Genomic DNA, 21087 nt, shown 5'->3' on the forward strand with positions numbered 1-21087 from the left:
CTATTTAAGCAAGGAGGTTTCCATGCCTTATACTGGAAATATATATTCTCTTCCCGCGGGGACAAAGGCAAAATCAGGCGATGTTGTCAGGTCTGACTCCTGGAACAACACCTCTGAAGATCTGGCAGAGGCACAGAATGCCAAAAGGCCTGTCAATGCAGGTGGCACAGGAGCGAGTACCGCTGAGGAAGCCCGCAAGAACCTGAATGTTCCTGCCATTGGCGATGTTCTTCCGATTACAGGCGGCACGGTCAAGGGTGATCTTGTTATTACAGGCAATGAAACAGTGAACGGCAATCTTGGCGTCACAGGCAACGAAACAATCAACGGCATTTTGACGGTTTTAGGAGCGATAATATCAAAGGGTGATCTTGTTATTACAGGCAACGAAACAGTGAACGGCAATCTTGGCGTCACAGGCAACGAAACAATCAACGGCATTTTGACGGTTTTAGGATCCATAATATCAAAGGGTGATCTTTCTGGCTCTGTTAACCTTATCGTTCAACAAGGGCCATCTGGTGGTAACTGGCAGATAGTGTTCAAGGATAACACAGGAGCTAATAGAGCCGTTATCTATTTTGATCCAACAGGGAACTTTCTTGTGATTGAGAAACGCTCACCCGATGGCAAAACAATAGAAACGAAGCTGGATATGTCAAAGGGAACTGTTAATATTACTGGCAACCTTAATGTTACTGGCAACCTTATAGTTAATGGAAGGATTATCGCTTGATGGAGTATGGCAATGCTGCGGATATACCTATACTGATCCTTCTTCCGTCACACCGTGCACGACCCTTTTCAGAAGGATATCCTGATGGGTGACAGGGGTCACAGCCACTATGTTTCCTATGAGGATTTCAGGCGTCTTCAGGAAGAGATCAAATGTCTTCAGGAGAATGTCAAGCGTCTTGAAATCAAGATTGACCAGAACAACGATGTCCTTCAGGAGATGGCCAGTGCGTGGAAGACAGGGAAGAACCTTTATAGTTTTTCCAAGGTTATTACTGTGCTTGGAGGTGCCATTCTGGCTATCTTCGCCGTTATAAAACAGTTTCCGCACTGGAAACAGTAAACCGACCCGCGTTAACGGATCGGCTTGGTGCATGATTTTTATACCACACTTATTAGGAGAGGGAAAGAAATTATGTCTGGAAACAGCAAAAACAATTTTAAAACATCACAGCAGGGCATTGATTTTATCAAGGAGAAGGAAGGCTTTGATGCGCATGTCTACAAGGACACTGCAGGTCTTCCAACCATTGGCTATGGTCATCTGATAAAGCCAGGCGAGCATTTTACCACGATGACCCGAGAGCAGGCGGAAGAGTTTCTTAAAAAGGAACTTCGTGAGGCAGAAGCAGCAGTGAACAGCCATGTTACGGTTTCTCTTACCCAAAGCCAGTTCGATGCTCTGGTGAGCTTTGTCTACAATCTTGGCTGTTCTGCTTTTTATGGCTCTACCCTTTTGCATCTTGTCAATGAAGGTCAGTATGAAGCTGCAGCGGAACAGTTTCTGCGCTGGGGCAATGATCACAGGAACGGCAAACTTGTTCCCGTTGCTGGATTAATGAAGCGCAGGAAAGAGGAGAGGCTTATGTTTCTGGGAGAGGTTCATGAAGCAGCATAGAAAAGCATGGTGGCGGAGTAAAACGATATGGTTCAATACAGGAGTTCTTTTTGTCTGTACGATTGCCGACAACGTTGACAGGCTCAACGGTCTTGTTGGCGATCATCTGTTCAGGGTTCTGGCTTTTGTTCTGCCTGTAACGGGTGTGATGCTGCGTCTTATGACGACACAGGGCGTACACAGCGGAAAGGATGACGGAGGCGATGAAACATCATGACATTACTTTATGCGATTCTGGGAGTCATTCTGGCACTTTTCTCGGCATTTGCTGCAGGGCATAGAAAGGGAAAGGCCTCAGCACAGGAAGCGGACAAAAAAGAAACGGAAAGGGTTTTGCATGAAGAAGCCGAGCAGAGGAAGAAAGTTGAAAGCGGGAATAGTCCTTCTACTGCTCTTGACGAGCTGCGCAAGGACGGATGGACTGGCCACTAGAGAGGCAACCTGTACAGGATGGAAGCCAATCATGCTTCCCAAAAATGAAAATATTTCTGGAGAACTGGCTTTACAAATCCTCAATCATGACCGATATGGTGTGACTATAGGATGCTGGAAAAAGCCAGGGAAAGGAGGGTAAAAGGTCTTACCTTTTTCAGGTGCGACTAAACGGACGCTGAAAGCCTTGAAAACCAAGGGGTTGTAATTTTGATTATACTTTCAATAGAAGGATAATCAACTTAAGAGCTTCCTTGTTAAGGATTTGATCTTTTCTAACTATTTTATATAAATTATGCTGCAAAAGAATTAGAAAATAAGGTTGTTTCTTTTATAACCATACATGGATTATCAGGAATTCGTACTGAAATAGCCGTGCCGATATCTTCTCTTGAACGGATTTTCATGGTTCCGTTATGAAGGGAAATAAGGGAACGAGAAATAGCAAGACCTAAACCTGAGCCTCCTTTGCTTTTCGCATATTGGCTTTGAACTTGCTCAAAAGGTTGTCCAATTTTATTGAGAGCTAGTTTGGGAATACCAATCCCTGTATCAGCTATTGTTATAATAACCTTGTTTCTAATTTTACGAGCACGCACCACTATTCGTCCACCGTTGTTAGTAAATTTTACTGCATTGGATAGCAAATTAATCAGAATTTGTTTCATGGCACGTCGATCAGCATTAAATATCAATTCATGAGCAATTTTTTCCTCTACAAGAATGTTTTTTTTCTGAGCAGGAATTGCAATAAAACGCAAGCTTTCTTCAATAAGAGAATGAAGGGCAATCGTTTTTCTTTCAATACGTATATGTTCAGCTTCAATTTTTGACATATCCAGTATATCATTGATAACATTTAAGAGGTGTTTCCCACTATCATGGATATCTTTGGCGTATTCATTATACTTTGTTGACCCTAATGGTCCAAACATTTGATCTTTGAGTATTTCAGAAAAACCTAAAATAGCATTGAGAGGGGTTCGAAGTTCATGAGACATATTCGCTAAAAATTCTGATTTTGCCTTGTTGGCAGCTTCCGCACGCTCTTTTTCAGCTTGGTAGTTTGCGTTAGCAATTGATAGTTCAGATTTCTGGCGTTCAAGTATCTGGCGTGAAGCAGAAAGATCATTGATGGTGGCCATAAGCCGTCGTTCTGATTCCTTTAGTCTTGCCTGATTACGTTTCAATTGTGTAATATCCGTGCCTACAGATACCAAACCACCATCACGGGTTACCCATTCATTGATTTGTAGCCATCGTAAATCAGCAAGTTGTACTTCTGTTGTGATCGCTTGTCCAGGACGGCTAGATACACTAGGAATACGGCGTTCTATTACTGGTCGAATTGATTTGGATTTAACAGCTGAACGTTTAGTTCCCGGAACAAGAATATCATCAGGCAATCCATAGGCTTGCTGATAATGAACGTTACACATGACAAGTTTATCATTTTTATCCCATAGAACAAAAGCTTCTGATGTGCATTCTATTGCTTCTGTTAGACGTTGACCTGCTTCTACATAATATTGCTCCAGACGTTGTTGTTCGGTTACATCCATGGCAATACCAATGATATGCATATGCCCTGATAAAGTTCTCATGACCTGTGCACGTATGCGCATCCAAACATAATGTCCTTGAGAATGACGGATACGAAAAATTTTATCAACCTGAACAGAAGTTCCCCGTGCTATGGATCGGGCGATATCGTAAATAGTTCTATCTTTCGGATAAAAAAGGCGCGCAATTTCCCCAAATGACAGTGCTTTATTTGAATAGGGAATTCCAAGTATTTCATACATGGATTGTGACCAGTAAAATTGCCTGTTTACAAAGTCAAAATCCCAAATACCACATCCTCCGCGAGAAAGAGCTGTTTCTACACGTATATTTGACTCAAGAAAGTTGTCATTGGTTGTTCTTGCTCTATAAAGTTGTATATAGTAATTATACAGGATATAAAATAAAATAGACGATGTTAGTGCAAACAGTGTTACACAGGACGTTGCTTCCTCACGCCAAAGACGTATAATGGGTGCTTGAGGATTAGCTGCTAAAACAAACCCTCCATTTTGAGTTGCTCTTACCAATGATACGTAATACATTTCTTTATCAAGAACAGATTCTAGGATTCCAGCACGGGTGCCAAATTTCTTAAAAAAAAGTAGTTCTGGCATAATTTGGCCAATTTTTTTTCCAACATGAGAAATACCCGATACCGATGAACCAAATATCAAGCCATCTGCTTGAATGAGCAAAATGAAACTTTCAGGGGGTAATTGACTTTGAGGAATTATTGATTCGAGAATTGCTTCAGCTTGTGTACGAGAATTGATATCAAAGTTTATGTTTGTATTAGAAAAGGCTGCAGAAGCTGCTGTTGCTGAGAGTATTAATTCTTGATGTATGCTTTTTTCTCTTTGTATATGATGAGAAGTAATTCTTATAACATTAGCGATTGCTATTAATATAAGGAAAGAAACGCTCAACATAGGGATTAGTCTTTTTAAAAGTAATTGAGCAAAAGAGCAGATAGATATGGGAATAACTCTTAGTTTAGACAAGATGTGCCCATAAGAGATTAATCCCTGTTGATGAAGCTTTGATTGTAACCAGCTATAGGATGATGCTGCATCCTGTGCATTTGTCATGTAAGTCGCCTTGAAAGTAAATCCTCGTGATTGATTCGTATCATTAACGCTTGTCGAATCATGTTCAATGAATCAGAGCTGATTCGTCTTGTCTAGATTAAAAAATAAAGATTTTATTAAAATTTTAAAATATTTATAGTTTTAATATTTTTTTTCTGATTTACAAATATTCCTTGACGAAAAGATAAAGAATATTTTTAAACTTTTTTGAGAGAGAGTTTTTTGTTTATGTTAAGGCGGCAAGGGATTTATAATCAGGATGTTGAGTGCTCGTAACCAGCTGTATTTTTATGCTGATCAGCCAGTTGTTATTCTTGTTGAGCCCCAGCTTGGTGAAAATATTGGTATGGTAGCACGGGCAATGTCAAATTTTTCTCTTTCGAGATTGCGTCTTGTTAATCCCCGTGATGGTTGGCCCAATGAAAGAGCGCGCGTTACTGCATCTAAAGGCGGTTCTATTATTGATAATGTGTGTGTTTTTACCAGTTTGGAGGAAGCGATTGCTGATCTTAATTTCGTGTATGCTACAACAGCTCGGAATCGGGATAGCTTTAAGCCTGTTGATTCACCAGAAAAGGCTGCTTTTGCTTTAAAAATGAGAATACTTTCGCATCAGGCTGTTGGTTTGGTTTTTGGTCGTGAATGTTCGGGATTAACCAATAAGGAATTAACACTTGTTGATGAAATCATTACTTTTCCTGTCAATTCTTCATCGTCTTCTTTGAATATTTCTCAGGCAGTTTTATTAATGGCATGGGAATTCATGAAAATTAATTTGAAAAATGTTTCTGAAAAGAACATTTTAAAATATAATAACAAGCCGGCAACAAAAGATGAACTGTTTAATTTATTTATGCATTTGGAGCATGCTTTAGAGGTTAGGGGTTATTTTTATCCTGTTGAGAAAAAGGAAAAAATGATTGATAATTTACGGGCTGTCTTGATGAGACCTGGATTTACACATGAAGAGCTTACTGTATTACGGGGAGTAATTTCTTCATTGGATCGTTTTTCTGAAAATTTTCCACGAGGAGACAGAAGATTATAAGGATTACATCTATTGATAATAAAACCTGATTGCCAGAAACCAGTTCTTATATTTGATAGTGGTATTGGTGGGTTAACTGTATTTAAAGAAGTGCGGATTCTTGTTCCTGACTATAATTTTATTTATATTGCTGATGATAGTGCTTTTCCTTATGGAAAATGGGAAGATGATCAATTAAAACAACATCTTATCTCTCTTTTTTCAAAAATTTTTGAACAATATGACCCAGTACTATGCATTATTGCTTGTAATACTGCTTTTACACTTGTTGGCGCTGATTTGCGTGCTAAATTTCCATTAATACCTTTTGTTGGTACAGTTCCAGCAATCAAACCTGCTGCCGAGCGAACTTTATCTGGGTTTGTTTCTGTACTTTCAACAGCTGGAACAATCAGGCGTGCCTATACGCATGATTTAATCCAGTCTTTTGCTTCAAAATGCAATGTTCAGCTTGTTGGTTCTAAAAATCTTGCCTCTATAGTTGAAGATTTTATACGAGGTAAGCCTATTGACGATGAAGAGATTAGATCTGAAATCCATGATTGTTTCGTTGAACAAGGAAAATGTCGAACAGATATTATTGTACTTGCCTGTACACATTATCCTTTTATTATCAACATTTTACGTCGTCTTGCTTTCTGGCCTGTTGATTGGCTGGATCCAGCAGATGCTATAGCACGCCGCGTACGATCACTCTTACCAAGAATCGCTAGTGAACAAATAACATCCTGTAGGGAGATTGCACTATTTACTTCAGGAATTCCGGATTTTTCTGTACAACGTTTCATGCAAGGATTTGGTTTTAATATTAAGAAAAAACACTCTATCAATAGTATTGACTCTTAAATCAAGAGAGTATTATCTTTAAATAAAGATGTTTTTTATTTTACCGTTGACCTGGAAGCAGATCATGTTTAAAGATAAATCTTGTTAATAGAATTAAGGTATATTAGGATATAACTTACCTTTTTGGTATGTTTCCTGTTTATTAAACGTGTCCCGTGGTCATTCCTGTCAAAAGGTTAGTGGCCTGTCAGAAATGAGAGATCATGTCAAAGGAGGGCGCGTTTCCTTGAGATACGTCTTGTTAATGTTATGAAATCATTAAATTAAAGGAAATGCGATGAGTAAGCGTGAGTCATCTAAATATAAAATAGATCGTCGTATGGGTGAGAATATCTGGGGGCGTCCAAAGTCACCTGTGAATATTCGTTCCTATGGTCCTGGGTTACATGGCCAGCGTCGTAAAGGAAAATTATCTTATTTTGGTTTGCAGTTGTTTGCTAAACAAAAATTAAAGGGTTATTATGGAGATATTCGAGAAAAACAGTTTCATAGCATTTTTAAGGAAGCAAGTCGTCGTAAGGGGGATACTTCTGAGAATCTTATCGGTTTACTCGAATGCCGCCTTGATGTGATAGTGTATCGTTCTAAATTTACTCCTACAGTTTTTGCAGCTCGCCAGTTTGTAAATCATTGTCATGTTATGGTGAATGGTTCACGAGTCAATATCGGGTCCTATCGTTGTAAAGTTGGAGATGTTATTGAAGTCCGTGAAAAATCAAAGAAACTAGTTTCTGTTCTGGAAGCTGTTCAGCTGGCCGAACGCGATGTCCCTGACTATATTATTGCAGACCATGAGAATATGACAGCAAAGTTTTTGCGTGTACCAAAGTTATCTGAAGTGCCATATCCTGTTATCATGGAACCTAATCTAATTGTTGAGTTTTATTCTCGCTAAATTTTCTTTGAAAGGATTTTACCAAGGAGAATAAAGTGTGGATTTACAATCAATAGTTGATGATATTTATCAAGAATTAAGCACTCATATTGGTAAGGGTCGTTCTGTTACCTATATTCCAGAACTAGAGAAAGTAAATATTCATCAATTTGGTATCGCAGTTGCTACTCCTGAGGGCAGTGTTTTTAAAGCTGGTGATGCAAGTATCAAATTCTCAACTCAGAGTATAGCAAAAGTTTTTCTTTTAACAATTGTTCTCAAAAGAGTTGGTGAAAAGCTTTGGAAGCGCGTTGGGCGTGAGCCTTCTGGCTCTTCTTTTAATTCTATAGTGCAACTTGAAAATGAGGAGGGTATTCCACGTAATCCTTTTATGAATTCTGGCGCTATAGTTGTTACAGATGAAATCCTAGTGAATAAAACACCAGCAGAAGCAATAGATGATTTTTTGAGTTTTGTGCATAATATTACATTAGATAAGTCTGTTTATATTGACCATATTGTGGCTGCTTCCGAGTTTTCTACAACATATCGTAATTTTGCTTTAGCTAATTTTATGTGTTCTTATGGAAATATTATTCATAAGGTTGAAGATGTTCTGGATGTTTACTGTCATTTATGTGCTTTGACGATGAATTGTATACAACTGGCAAAGGCGGGTTTGTATTTGGTTGTTCAAGGTTATAACCCGATAACGGGTAAGAGAGTCATTTCTCCTGAGCAAGCGCGACGAATTAATGCAATCATGTTTACTTGTGGCCATTATAATAATTCTGGTGATTTTGCATATCGTGTTGGTTTACCTGGAAAAAGTGGTGTCGGTGGGGGTATTCTTGCTATTGCTCCGAAAAAAGCATCTATTGCTGTATGGTCCCCTGGATTGAACGAAGTAGGAAATTCTCTTGTTGGCGAAATGGCTCTTGAACTTTTAACTCATAAAACAGGTTGGTCTGTTTTTGAACCCTGAGTTTTTTATCAAAATATCTCCAATGATTATGGGTTTAGTAGTAACAATCTTTTAAAGAATTTTGATTTCGTAGGCTATTAGATGATTAATATCCTCAAAATGAGGCTTTTTTTGTTGTTTATGAGATTTATGAAATCAATCTATCCCTGAAATTCATTTTTTGATTTCTTTCATTGCGGAAAATGAGAGATAAATATCTGTATACTGATATAATAGTCCTTGCTGTTTTTTATAATGGCAACAATAAAAAAGAGAAAATAACTTTTCTTTTTTCTTATATCTGAGATTTCTTGAAAAAGAAGATATTCTGATTAAAGTTCTTTAAAAGAGTTTATCTCGAATGTTTGAATAGCTTTCCTTTCTCGGCAAACAAAACTAAAAAAAGTGTAATAATTGATATAATAAAATAGCTGGTTACAATAGGGAGAGTTGTTTTGTTGTAAAATTGACCAATTATTACAGAAATAATTGTGCTTGCGATTGTATTTATAAAACCAAATATTGAAGCTGCCATGCCAGCTAAATTTGGAAAAGGTTCCATACAAATACTGGTAAAATTTGAATTCATCAAAGCGAAATTAAAAGTAGCTAAAAAGAAGAAACTTATAAAAATGACAATATTCATCGGTGTAGGTTCTGATATTTGTATTAAAAACCATAAACTTGTAATACCGACAAAACTAATCATCGCAAGATGTGAAACAAGGCGTGCACCTAAATGTTCTACTAAACGGGAATTTATAAGAGAAGCAATAGATATGGAAACTCCACCAATAGCAAAAGCTAATGGAAACAAGACCCCTAAATCATAAACTTCAGTATAAATTTGCTGTGAGGTGCTAACGAAGCCTAATAATGATCCCAGAATTAAACTATTGGCAAGTGTATAAAAAATGGCAAGACGATTTTTGAAAATAGAAACCAGTCCTTCAGCAACAGAAATAAAGTTTAGTGGTCGTCTATCTTTTGGATCTAAGGTTTCAGGAAGACGTAAAGAGCACCATAATATTAAAATGGAAATTATAATTGCCATGCTGATGAAAATCCAATACCAACTATTGGTTATAAGGATAATACTTTGGCCTATGACCGGTGCAAGGATTGGCATCGCCATAAATAACATTATTGTAATTGACATGATTTTGGCCATTTCTTTCCCATGATAAAGATCACGGATAATAGAAACAGTGATAACCCGAGTTGCTGCTGCACCAATCCCCTGAATAAACCGTAAAATAAGCAGTTCAGTAAAGGAATCAACAGCCAAAACTGTTATAGAAGATAGCATATATATATAAAGGCCAGTTAATATAACAACTTTGCGGCCAAAACGATCAGAAAAGGGGCCATAGAATAATTGTGCTATTCCAAAGCCAATAAGATAAAAAGATATAACATGTTGACGGTCGTTCTCGCTCACAACATGTAAAGTCTTTGCAATTTCTGGTAGAGAAGGAAGCATTATGTCAATAGCAAGAGAATTCATAGCCATTAACATAGCCATAAGAGTTATAAACTCTGCGGATCTCATATTTGCTTGCTTTAATTTTTTTGGAAAAATATGCTTTGCCATTTAAAAACTTTCTGAAGGCTAGAATACAATTTGAGAAAAGCCGCAAAAAAAATTTCTAAAAATAATTAATATCATAACTGTTTAAAGTTATTAAGAAGAGGGCATATGGACTTTTATTCCTTTTTGATTAAAATGTTTTTGTAGTTCACCATCTTGAAACATTTCACGTATAATATCAGAACCACCTATAAATTCACCTTTTATATAAAGCTGAGGAATTGTTGGCCAATTAGAATAATCTTTTATTCCCTGACGAAGATCGTCATTTTCAAGAATATTAATAGATTTATAATGAACTGCAAGATAATCCAGAATTTTTACAACCTGACCTGAAAACCCACATTGAGGAAACTCAGAAGTTCCTTTCATAAATAAAACAACGTCGTTATTTTTTATTTCATTCGCAATAAAATCTTGAACCTCTGTCATATATATTAACCCTTCTTATGATAACAAAACTGTCATTTAACAATAATAACAAAATAAATCTTGAAAAATCCTTATGATGGCAGCGCTGTTTTCAAACCAAGAGAATGCAGCTCTCCTCCCATTTTCCCTTGAAGGGCATTATAAACAATTTGATGTTGTTGAAGACGAGTCTTCCCACGAAATGTTTCAGAAACAACTTCTGCTGCATAATGATCACCATCGCCCATTGTGTCACGAATAGTAACTTTTGCGTCTGGAATTCCTTTTTTTATCATTTCTTCTATTTCACGTATATTCATTGGCATTCAAATTTCTCCTCTAAGATAAGTTATTATTAAGTAGCATAAACAACATTATTATCCATGAATCCGGGGAACCAATTTTCATAGGCTTGACGTAATTTGATAATAGGAATGGATATTATTTCTTTAATAATTAAAGAATCTCCTCCTATTCTTCCAAGAGATCGTAATGGAATGGCTTGTTTACTTGCTTCAAGACAGACGTGTTTTTTTATATGAGCAGGGACAGTAATTACATAACGACCCTGATCTTCTCCAAAAAGAAGAGAGATTGGATATCCTTGACATGTCTCAAAAGAAAGATCCATTCCTTTTCCAGAAGATATTATCATTTCTGCTAAAGTAATAGCAAGTCCACCTGAAGAGATGTCATGGCAAGCAGTAACCTGTTTTTTACAGATGAGTGAACGAACAAAATTTCCATGAGATTGTTCAGCCAAAAGATCAACTTTAGGAGGAGGTCCTTTGCAATATCCTGTTAATTCTATTAAATAACTCGAACAATCAAGATGTGAACCATCCTGTCCTATCATCAAGACATAATCGCCTTCGTTTGCACTATTAATTCGCGCCATGAGGCTCCAATCTGGAAGAATGCCAACACCAGCTATTGTTGGCGTTGGAAATATTCGGGCATCATTATTTTCATTGTAAAGAGATACATTTCCTGACACAATAGGGAAATTAAGTATTTGACAAGCTTCACGAATACCTTTTATTGAAGCAATGAATTGTCCCATTACTTCCTTTTTCTCAGGATTTCCAAAATTAAGATTATCAGTTGCTGCAAGCGGATAGGCCCCTGTTGCTGTTATATTACGCCAGCATTCTGCAACGGCCTGTTTACTTCCTTCAAATGGATCAGCCTCTACATAGCGTGGTGTTACATCAGAAGAGAAAGCTAATGCCTTGGATTTATGGCCTTCAACACGGACAACGCCAGCATCACCTCCTGGAAGCTGAAGAGAGTTTCCTTGGATAATTGTATCGTATTGTTCATAAACCCAGCGTCTGGATGATTGGTTTGGAGAACCGATAAGGCGCACAAGCATATCATTGTAACGCTCTTTATGGTTATGCAATATTTCAAAGTCCACAGGGACGGATGCTATTGGTTCGGATGATGGACGATCATATTCAGGTGCTTGATCAGCGAGTTCTTTAATAGGTAAATTGGCTACTTCTTGATGATGATGAAATACACGAAAACGGAGATCATTTGTTGTTTTACCAATAACTGCAGAATCAAGGCCCCACTTCTGAAAAATTTGCTTTGCTTTGCTTTCTTCTCCTGACTTGACAATGATAAGCATACGTTCCTGACTCTCCGAGAGCATCATTTCATATGCTGTCATTTTTGACTCACGAATAGGGACGGCATCAAGGTTTAATTCTATACCCAAATTACTTTTGGCACCCATTTCTACTGCTGAACAAGTTAAGCCTGCTGCCCCCATATCCTGGACTGCAATAACAGTTCCAGTAGCCATTAGCTCTAAACACGCTTCTAAAAGGCATTTTTCTGTAAAGGGATCACCAACTTGTACAGTTGGCATTTTTTCATGAATAGTTTCATCAAACTGTGTTGAAGCCATAGAGGCTCCACCTACTCCATCACGCCCTGTTTTTGCGCCTAAATATATAATGGGAAGGCCAACACCTTCCGCTTTCGAAAAGAAAATTGCATCTTTTTTAACAAGACCTGCTGCAAAAACATTAACAAGAATATTGCCATTGTAACAAGAACAAAACTCAAGTTCTCCTCCTATTGTTGGAACACCAAAAGAATTGCCATAGCCAGCAATACCAGAAACTACTCCTGCAACAAGGCGTTTAGTATCAGAATGATTCACTTCTCCAAATCGTAATGAATTTAAAAGAACAATAGGTCGAGCGCCCATAGTAAAAATATCACGCAAAATCCCTCCTACACCTGTTGCAGCTCCTTGGTAAGGTTCAATATAGGATGGGTGATTATGACTCTCCATCTTGAAAACGAGGCAATCATCATCACCAATATCGATTATTCCTGCATTTTCACCAGGACCTTGGATCACATATGGTCCTTTTGTAGGAAGTAACCTTAGCCATTTTTTTGATGATTTATAGGCACAGTGTTCATTCCACATTGCTGAAAAAATACCAAGTTCTGTTATATTGGGTTGTCTTCCTAGCAAAATGAGTATTTGCTCGTACTCATCGTTGTTAAGACCATGGGCTGCAATAAGTTCTGGTGTAATAGATATAGAAGAAATAGTCATGGGACTTAAATTTTAATAATTTTCTAACTTGTTTCGGATATAATAATAAGAAGAATGTTTTAAAAAATACTAAAATCAAGCTAATTTAGCATTCTTTTTTACCAGTTGACCATCGTTGTATGTCTTTAGATATTCGATAAGATATGTTCTTGCTCATTAAAGGCCCAAAAATACTTAAACGAAGAGGAGATCCTTCTCCTTGTACAACGAGTAAAGGAAGGTCTTCAGGATTATTTTTAGGAACAATAAGGAGTCGTGGTTTATTACTAAACGAATCGAGTTCTGGTTCAAGTCGATAAGCAGAAAATGTTGGATCTTTTGATTTGAACCAACATTTTTGTGCAGATATAGCGATATTTTCTAAAGTAGAAAGGGATTGATTATTTGTTATATTCGTAGAGGATTTGCGGTAACCACAAGCACACATGAGAAAAGCCATGCCAGTGTATAGAACAATAGCTATCCTAGAAGAAAAGCGGGAATTAGACATAAATTGAACTCATTATCTTTTTTAGTTTATGGATTATAAATTATGTTAATATCATATTAAGTACAGAATCAAAAATACCATATCCGTCTTTTCCTCCATGTGTAGCAGATTCTATCATGTTTTCTGGATGTGGCATCATTCCCAAGACATTGCCTTGTGAATTAATAATTCCGGCAATATCATATAATGACCCGTTAGGATTCGTTTCTGATGCATAACGAAAAACTATTAAACCTTCGCTTTTTAGCTTGTGTAACGTATCTTCATCAGCAAAATAGTTGCCATCATGATGTGCAACAGGACACCTTATAATTTGACCTTTAGTATATGCTCGTGTAAAGCTGGTTTCGGCATTGGTTACTTCAAGAAGGACTTCTTTACATACAAATTTTAGGGAAGCATTACGCATTAATGCACCTGGAAGGATGCCTGCTTCCAAAAGAATTTGAAAACCATTACAAATTCCTATAACTTTTATACCTTGCTCTATTTTTTTCTTTACTGATTGTATCACAGGTGTTCGGGCAGCAATAGCTCCACACCGCATATAATCACCATAGGAAAAACCACCTGGAATAACGATAAGGTCTACATTAGGAATATCGGTATCAGTCTCCCAGAGAAGAAGAGGGGTTATCCCTGAAATTTTTTCCAATGCGACAATCATATCACGATCACGATTGAGGCCTGGAAGTTGAATAACAGCAGTTTTTATAGACAAAGGACACCTAAAGGATGATTCTTTATTCTTAAAAGAAAGATCAAGAAATATCTTGATCTTTCTTGAAAGGTATTCTTTTTAAGGTAAATCGATTGTAATATCATAATTTTCAATCACAGTGTTTGCGAGTAACTTTTCGCACATATTTTTTAATTCTTGTTCAGCACTCGACTGATTATCACAGAAAAGTTCTATATCAAAAACCTTTCCCTGGCGTATTTTACGAATTCCTTTAAACCCTGTATTAGCAATAGCTCCTTCTATAGCTTTACCTTGAGGGTCAAGTATACTATCTTTAATTGTTACAATTACACGAGCTTTAAAAAGGTTCATTCGTATTACAGTCTTTTAAAAGGAATTAGAAAATTTTCGATTACTGGTTCATTTTTATTGAGAATACCTAAGCGTCTTGCTACTTCAGAATAAGCTTCTATTAATCCATCTGTATCATGACTAAAGCGTTTTTTGTTTATCTTTTCTTTTGTTTCAATATCCCATAGTCGACAGGAATCAGGAGATATTTCATCAGCCAGTATAATACGTACTACATCCCCATCAATGAGGCGTCCACATTCAATCTTGAAATCTACAAGCTGAATTCCTACCCCTAAAAAAAGGCCAGTCATAAAATCATTCATTCGTATAGCAAGGGCTGTCATTTCTTCTAGATCAGACTGACTTGCCCAGCCAAAAGCTGTTATATGCTCCTCTGAAACCATAGGCCTCCTGAGATTGTCAGACTTATAGTAAAATTCAATTATCGAACGTGGAAGAACCAAACCTTCTTCAATTCCTAACTGTTTTGTTAATGACCCTGCGGCAATATTTCGAACAACTATCTCCAGGGGAATCATCTCCACTTCTCTTATTAGTTGCTCTCTCATATTTAGTCTACGAATAAAATGTGTTGGAATGGCAATTTTATTCAGCTGGACAAATATATATTCTGATATTCTGTTATTTAAAACACCTTTTCCATTAACTATTTTGTGATGTTCTTTGTTTAAAAATACAGCATTATCCTTAAAGAACTGAACAAGAGTACCTGGTTCAGGGCCTTCATAAATTATCTTAGCCTTGCCTTCGTAAATACGATGACGACGCTTCATAAGCTTTTCTCTATTTTATAGAATTGAACACCATTGATAATCTTGCAAAGATTTTCTTATACCTCTTAATCATAATAGTCTCTTTCATTTTTTAGGAAAAATTTAACATACATTGTATTTCAAAATGTGCAAGATATAAGCTCTTTGACCGTTCTTGGTAATATTTTTTGAATGTTTTTCTTATAATAATATTTTACTTTAAAGCATTCTTTTCTTCTCATATCCTATAATATAATCTTTTCGCAAGATATAAGAATCATTACTTAATATCCTTTTAACTAAAAACTCGTTGGAAAATTGTGTCTATATGTTTAGTATGATAACTAAGATCAAATTTTTCTCTAATTTGTTCTTCTGATAAGATCTGTTGTATATCAGTATCAGCAAGTAATTCTTCTAAAAAATCTTTCCCTTGTTCCCAGACTTTCATAGCATTACGCTGAACGAGTTCATAAGCTTTTTCTCGAGATACACCTGACTGTGTTAACGCTAAAAGAATACGTTGTGAATGAATAAGTCCTCGAAATTGCTCAAGATTTTTTGTCATGTTATCAGGATAAATAAGCATTTCATTAATAACATTGGCTAAACGTGTTAATGCAAAATCAAGATGAATTGTTGCGTCAGGACCAATTACTCGTTCAACAGAAGAATGAGAAATATCTCTTTCATGCCAAAGAACAACATTTTCCATAGCAGGTACTGCATAGGAACGTATTATACGAGCTAGTCCTGTCAAGTTTTCGCTTAGTACCGGATTGCGTTTATGAGGCATTGCTGAAGAGCCTTTTTGTTCTGGATAGAACAATTCCTCTACTTCAAGAATTTCAGTGCGTTGTAGATGTCGGATTTCTGTAGACAGGCGTTCAATAGAAGAAGCAATAATTGCAAGGGTAGAAAAATACATAGCGTGGCGATCACGAGGGATAATTTGTGTAGAAATCGGTTCCGGTATGAGATCCATTGCATTGGCAACATATTGCTCAACATAAGGATTTATATGTGCAAAGGTGCCAACAGCACCGGAAATAGCACAAGTTGATATTTCTTGACGCGCATTAACAAGACGTTGGCGACAGCGCGTAAACTCTGCATAGGCTACAGCAAGTTTAAGCCCAAAAGTTGTTGGTTCGGCATGAATGCCATGAGACCGTCCTATGGTAATCGTGTTTTTATGTTCGAATGCACGTCGTTTAAGATTTTCTAACAGTTGATCAATATCTGTCAGTAAAAGATCAGTAGCTCTCATGAGCTGGATATTAAAGCAGGTATCAAGGATATCAGAGGATGTCATTCCTTGATGAATAAACCGTGCATCTGCACCGATAATTTCAGCAAGATGAGTGAGGAAAGCAATAACATCATGTTTGATGTGATTTTCAAGATCAGCAATACGGTTAATATCAAAATTGGCATGTTTCCCTTTTGCCCAAATTGCTTGAGCAGCACTTTTAGGAACAATACCGATTTCAGCTAATGCATCACAAGCATGTGCTTCAATTTCAAACCATATCTTATATTTTGTTTCGCTGGACCAGATAGCATTCATTTCAGGTCTAGAGTAGCGTGGTATCATAGTTTTCCTTTAGAATTCTTTTAAAGATATATTTGAAAAGTCAATAATAAAACAAGTCAGGAAGCCTTCAAAAGCGACCTTTATCTTGAAATAATAATGTATAATGTATATTATTATTATTAAAACATGAGAAAGCCTGCATCAAGGTATAAACATTATTTTTTGCATAAATGACAGGAATATTTTGTTATGAGGACTGATTTCTAAACTTTTATAAAGCAGCCAATACATTATTTTTGAGGATTTTTATAGATTCTGTATAGGATAGCTTATTTTTATTGTTAAATATCTCGGATCCTACTACAAAGATATTCGCACCAGCTTTTGCAAGAGTACCAATGTTTTCAGCGTTCACGCCGCCATCTACTTCTATGGAAATATGTCGATCTCCAATGAGAATTTTTGTTTGACGAATTTTGTCGATCATTGATGGAATTAGTTTTTGTCCGCCAAAACCAGGATTGACAGTCATAATAATGATGAGATCAACCTCTTCCAGGATATATTCCAATACCGATAAAGGTGTTGCAGGATTTATAGCTACACCAGCCTGTTTACCTAATTTACGAATATTTTGTAATGAACGGTGTAGATGAATATGGGATTCAGCATGAATATTAATAATATCACAACCAGAATGTGCAAACTCTTCAATATATTGATCAAAAGATGAGGTCATTAAATGGCAATCAAAAAGAGCATTACTATAAGGTCTAAGAGATTTAATAACACTGGCGCCAAAAGAAATGTTTGGAACAAAAGAACCATCCATAACATCAAGATGAATTTGTTCTGCACCCGCTAAGGTTACATCACGAACTTCTGCGCCTAAACGTGAAAAATCTGCAGCAAGAACAGAAGGAACAATCCGAATGGGTAAATTCATAAATTAATATATCCTTGCCACTGCCCAATAATATATTTTCAAAATGTAACATTTATGTTATGAGTTTACAATAGATCATTGATTAATCTCTTTCAATAAGGTTTTTCCCATCCCATAACATCAGACGGAATGGATTTTCTTGCATTGCATGACCTGCAGTAAAAGTTACTTGTCCAAGAACTGTTTGGAATGTTTTTTTCGCTATGTTTGATTCAGTTTTTGAGCCTATTTTCTGAGCATTTTCATTCGCTTTCACAAGAATTTGTAGTGCTGCCCAGGTTGGAAGACTGTAACCTGTTGGGTGAAGAGATGCTTTATTAAAAATTTTCATCACTTCTTTTGCACTCGAAGATGCGCTATAGTCAGGTAAACATACTGATAATATTCCTGCAGGTAATGGCATTTTATCATCTTTATTACGAATGGCATCACCCATCATAAAGGTCATTTTTGTTTTTAGCCTTGCAGCATCATGTGCGATGATCGCAACATCAGAACGTTCACTTGCTAAAAATACATGCGTTATATTTGCTTTCACTAATTTTTTGATTAAAGCTACTTGTTGGTCCTGTTGCGGTTTAAAGACTTCTATGACATCAGGTTTGATTCCCTGATTAATGAGTGTATTACCAATAGTTGTTACCAATTCATGCCCCTGAAGACTGCCATCTTCCAGGAGAGCTATTTTTTTTCCTTTCCAGGATAATATAATCATTTGCACAGCATAGTTGCTTTCATCTTCTGATGAAGGTGCAAGGCGAAAAAATGGCCAATCATTTTGCAAGGCATCTTCCATCAGTGCTCGGGAACGTACAGACACGGTCAGTACAGGTAGATGAGCCTTTTTCATTTCTGGTAAAGCTCCTTCAAGCGTTTCTGAACAAAGAAAGCCAATTGCACCGATTGCGTTTGCATTGACAAGCGGTTGGACAATTTTTTGACCATTATCCTGTGTACAGGTTTCATCTATTTCGATAATTTTGTTTCCTGTTTGTTTAGAAAATAATTGTGCAGCTTGAAAAATTTGTTTACCAAGAACTGCATATTGTCCATTTTTAGGGGCAACGACACCAATTATTTGATTATTCGCTAAAGCATCGTTTTGGAATATATAAAAGATAAGCAGAATATGAGAAAAGAGATCCAACAGTCTATAAAATTTATTCATTTGTGATTCCTTTTATCTTTGTCTGCGGGAATTTCATGTCATTCCAATATTTTGTAAAACTTTAAAAAGACCTATACAAAGTTAGAGATTGGATACAATAAAAATGATTTCGGCAGAGTAAAATTAAATGTGCTGTTGCTAGTTTTTACATGCTTAAATGAAGAGAGCAATCGCTATGAGTAAGAATTATGAGTTTTCTGTGCAAGGAACAATAGAATGTGATGTTCTTATTGTTGGTGCTGGACCAGCAGGTCTTTCAGCTGCAATTCGTCTTAAACAGAAAGATCCTGAATTATCTGTAATTGTTCTTGAAAAGGCAGCAGAAGTGGGAGGACATATTCTATCTGGTGCGGTTATTGATCCGGTAGGTATCAATACTCTTTTCCCTAATTGGGAAAAAAAGAAAGGGCATCCATTTTATACTCAGGTACGTGAAGATAGAATGCTGTTTTTAAGTTCCCGGTATTCAGTGCGTGTACCACAAATGCTCATGCCGCCGTTAATGAATAATCAAGGAAATTATATCGTCTCCCTTGGAGAAGTTTGTCGTTGGATGGCTACAGAAGCAGAAAAACTTGGAGTTGAAATTTATGCCGGTTTTTCTGCAACAGGAATTCATTATTCCGATACTGGTGCAGCAATCGGCGTTTTTGCAGGCGAAATGGGAAAAAACCGCGATGGTTCGCAAGGTGAAAATTATGTTGCTCCTATGTTGTTGTTAAGCAAATATATGTTAATTGCAGAAGGAGCTTGTGGATCCTTGACCCAACAGTTAATTGCTCGGTATCATTTGGCAGAAGGTCGTCAGCCTCAGAAATTTGGTCTTGGAATTAAGGAGTTGTGGCGTATTGAATCCTCACGACATCATGAGGGGCTGGTGGTACATAGCTTAGGTTGGCCACTTGATAAAAAAACAGGAGGAGGAGGGTTTATCTATCATTTTAACGGTAATCTGGTCAGTATTGGGTTTGTTCTTCATCTTGATTATCGTAATCCTTGGTGTTCTCCATATGAAGAGTTTCAGCGATTTAAAACACATCCAAATATCAAATCAATGTTTTCAGGAGGTGAACGTATTTCTTATGGTGCACGTGTTATTACTGAAGGGGGATGGCAGTCTGTTCCCAGGCTTTCTTTTCCGGGAGGTGCTTTGATTGGTTGTTCTGCTGGTTTTGTTAACTTGCCACGGATCAAGGGATCTCATAATGCTATGTTATCAGGGATTTTCGCAGCAGATAATCTCATAGAGATTCTTTCTGCAGGACGGATGCATGATGAACCTGTAGAAATTGAACAGAATTGGCGTCAAACAAATATAGGTAAGGATCTTTGGCCTGTCAGAAATGTTAAGCCTTTGTGGTCACGCTTTGGTTCATTATTAGGAATACCACTTGGTTTTTTGGATGTATGGAGTAATAGTTTATGGAATTTTTCTTTGTTTGGCACCATGAATCATACAGGTAAGGATTCCAATGCTCTTGAGTCGGCATCAAAGCATAAAAAGATAGAATACCCTAACCCAGATGGGGTATTGACTTTTGATTGTTTGTCATCGGTATTTTTATCAAATGTTTATCATAGTGATCAGCAGCCTGTCCATTTATTGGTGAAAGATTCCTTGAAGCAGAAAAAATCAGAATTAGGTATTTATGCTGGTCCTTCAACACGCTATTGTCCGGCAGGAGTTTATGAATGGATAGAACAAAATGGCGAAATGAGTTATGTTATTAATGCTCAGAATTGTATTCATTGCAAGACATGTGTTATCAAGGACCCTAATCAAAATATTTGTTGGGTGCCACCGCAAGGAGGGGAAGGGCCTTTTTATTCAAATATGTAATGTTTTATTGTAAAAACATAGCACTATTAAAATATCAAGAGTGTACTTAAGGCCATTATACCAATAAATACTATCAAATATTGCCAATCCGCCTCTAAAGATGATTTTGAAAGCAGAGCTTTGCTATGATCTACGTAATGTTTTAAACACATCTCCCATATGATATAACCTAATATTGGTCCAGCTATGGCGCTGTAAATGGCGGTTAGCTCCGCAATTTTTTGATTGTACAGATAATAAGAAATAGAAGAAAAGAACAA

The 21087-nt window shown here is 36.8% G+C and carries 22 protein-coding genes; 10 read left to right on the forward strand and 12 right to left on the reverse strand.

Annotation, left to right across the window (positions count from 1 at the left end; translation table 11 throughout):
• Positions 1–22: 22 nt before the first annotated feature.
• The 5 genes from B488_RS02505 to B488_RS02525 all read left to right on the forward strand — a co-directional run bounded on the left by B488_RS02505 (position 23) and on the right by B488_RS02525 (position 2065).
• Complete coding sequence (locus B488_RS02505; RefSeq protein ID WP_015272938.1) at positions 23–736, forward strand: bactofilin family protein; 714 nt, start codon at positions 23–25, stop codon at positions 734–736.
• Between the two features lie 84 nt (positions 737–820).
• Positions 821–1078: a hypothetical protein gene (locus B488_RS02510; RefSeq protein ID WP_015272939.1), complete on the forward strand. Its 258-nt coding sequence runs from the start codon at positions 821–823 to the stop codon at positions 1076–1078.
• Positions 1079–1150: 72 nt separating this feature from the next.
• Positions 1151–1633: a lysozyme gene (locus tag B488_RS02515; RefSeq protein WP_015272940.1), complete on the forward strand. Its 483-nt coding sequence runs from the start codon at positions 1151–1153 to the stop codon at positions 1631–1633.
• Positions 1620–1850, forward strand: a complete 231-nt coding sequence (locus B488_RS02520; RefSeq protein ID WP_041770629.1) for a hypothetical protein — start codon at positions 1620–1622, stop codon at positions 1848–1850. The genes B488_RS02515 and B488_RS02520 overlap by 14 nt, the downstream gene beginning before the upstream one ends.
• Positions 1847–2065, forward strand: coding sequence for a hypothetical protein (locus B488_RS02525; protein WP_015272941.1), 219 nt, complete (start codon positions 1847–1849; stop codon positions 2063–2065). Before B488_RS02520 ends, B488_RS02525 begins: the two co-directional genes overlap by 4 nt.
• Before the next feature lie 293 nt (positions 2066–2358).
• Here the strand turns inward: B488_RS02525 and B488_RS02530 are convergent, their stop codons facing one another.
• Entirely contained in the window at positions 2359–4719 is a 2361-nt protein-coding gene (locus B488_RS02530; RefSeq protein WP_015272942.1) for a PAS domain-containing sensor histidine kinase, read from the reverse strand.
• 259 nt (positions 4720–4978) lie between these two features.
• On the opposite strand from B488_RS02530, the gene B488_RS02535 reads away from it, so the two are divergent.
• The 4 genes from B488_RS02535 to B488_RS02550 all read left to right on the forward strand — a co-directional run bounded on the left by B488_RS02535 (position 4979) and on the right by B488_RS02550 (position 8472).
• Complete coding sequence (locus B488_RS02535; RefSeq protein WP_015272943.1) at positions 4979–5767, forward strand: RNA methyltransferase; 789 nt, start codon at positions 4979–4981, stop codon at positions 5765–5767.
• Between the two features lie 12 nt (positions 5768–5779).
• Entirely contained in the window at positions 5780–6613 is an 834-nt protein-coding gene (gene murI, locus B488_RS02540; protein WP_015272944.1) for a glutamate racemase, read from the forward strand.
• Positions 6614–6890: 277 nt separating this feature from the next.
• Positions 6891–7508: a 30S ribosomal protein S4 gene (gene rpsD / locus B488_RS02545; RefSeq protein ID WP_015272945.1), complete on the forward strand. Its 618-nt coding sequence runs from the start codon at positions 6891–6893 to the stop codon at positions 7506–7508.
• Positions 7509–7545: 37 nt separating this feature from the next.
• Entirely contained in the window at positions 7546–8472 is a 927-nt protein-coding gene (locus B488_RS02550; RefSeq protein ID WP_015272946.1) for a glutaminase, read from the forward strand.
• Positions 8473–8803: 331 nt separating this feature from the next.
• Here B488_RS02550 and B488_RS02555 read toward each other — a convergent pair whose 3' ends face one another.
• From B488_RS02555 to B488_RS02605, 11 genes are all read right to left on the reverse strand, one after another.
• Complete coding sequence (locus tag B488_RS02555) at positions 8804–10045, reverse strand: multidrug effflux MFS transporter (RefSeq protein WP_015272947.1); 1242 nt, start codon at positions 10043–10045, stop codon at positions 8804–8806.
• Between the two features lie 90 nt (positions 10046–10135).
• On the reverse strand, positions 10136–10474 hold the full coding sequence (grxD, locus tag B488_RS02560) for a Grx4 family monothiol glutaredoxin (RefSeq protein WP_015272948.1): 339 nt from the start codon (positions 10472–10474) through the stop codon (positions 10136–10138).
• A gap of 71 nt (positions 10475–10545) precedes the next feature.
• Positions 10546–10779, reverse strand: coding sequence for a BolA/IbaG family iron-sulfur metabolism protein (locus B488_RS02565; RefSeq protein ID WP_015272949.1), 234 nt, complete (start codon positions 10777–10779; stop codon positions 10546–10548).
• Between the two features lie 29 nt (positions 10780–10808).
• Complete coding sequence (gene purL / locus B488_RS02570; protein ID WP_015272950.1) at positions 10809–13037, reverse strand: phosphoribosylformylglycinamidine synthase subunit PurL; 2229 nt, start codon at positions 13035–13037, stop codon at positions 10809–10811.
• Between the two features lie 85 nt (positions 13038–13122).
• Entirely contained in the window at positions 13123–13464 is a 342-nt protein-coding gene (locus tag B488_RS02575; RefSeq protein ID WP_015272951.1) for a hypothetical protein, read from the reverse strand.
• A gap of 103 nt (positions 13465–13567) precedes the next feature.
• Positions 13568–14242 (reverse strand): phosphoribosylformylglycinamidine synthase subunit PurQ, encoded by a 675-nt coding sequence (purQ, locus tag B488_RS02580; RefSeq protein WP_041771040.1) that lies wholly within the window; start codon positions 14240–14242, stop codon positions 13568–13570.
• An 84-nt stretch (positions 14243–14326) separates the two neighbouring features.
• On the reverse strand, positions 14327–14581 hold the full coding sequence (gene purS / locus B488_RS02585) for a phosphoribosylformylglycinamidine synthase subunit PurS (RefSeq protein WP_015272953.1): 255 nt from the start codon (positions 14579–14581) through the stop codon (positions 14327–14329).
• Between the two features lie 5 nt (positions 14582–14586).
• Entirely contained in the window at positions 14587–15357 is a 771-nt protein-coding gene (gene purC / locus B488_RS02590) for a phosphoribosylaminoimidazolesuccinocarboxamide synthase (protein WP_015272954.1), read from the reverse strand.
• 274 nt (positions 15358–15631) lie between these two features.
• Positions 15632–16933 (reverse strand): adenylosuccinate lyase, encoded by a 1302-nt coding sequence (gene purB, locus B488_RS02595; RefSeq protein ID WP_015272955.1) that lies wholly within the window; start codon positions 16931–16933, stop codon positions 15632–15634.
• Positions 16934–17144: 211 nt separating this feature from the next.
• Positions 17145–17819: a ribulose-phosphate 3-epimerase gene (gene rpe, locus B488_RS02600; protein ID WP_015272956.1), complete on the reverse strand. Its 675-nt coding sequence runs from the start codon at positions 17817–17819 to the stop codon at positions 17145–17147.
• Positions 17820–17901: 82 nt separating this feature from the next.
• Entirely contained in the window at positions 17902–18987 is a 1086-nt protein-coding gene (locus B488_RS02605) for an ABC transporter substrate-binding protein (RefSeq protein WP_015272957.1), read from the reverse strand.
• Positions 18988–19162: 175 nt separating this feature from the next.
• Between B488_RS02605 and B488_RS02610 the strand changes: the two genes are divergently transcribed.
• Positions 19163–20827 (forward strand): electron transfer flavoprotein-ubiquinone oxidoreductase, encoded by a 1665-nt coding sequence (locus B488_RS02610; protein ID WP_015272958.1) that lies wholly within the window; start codon positions 19163–19165, stop codon positions 20825–20827.
• The last annotated feature ends 260 nt before the right edge of the window (positions 20828–21087 follow it).

It is taken from the genome of Liberibacter crescens BT-1 (assembly GCF_000325745.1).
Lineage (GTDB): Bacteria > Pseudomonadota > Alphaproteobacteria > Rhizobiales > Rhizobiaceae > Liberibacter > Liberibacter crescens.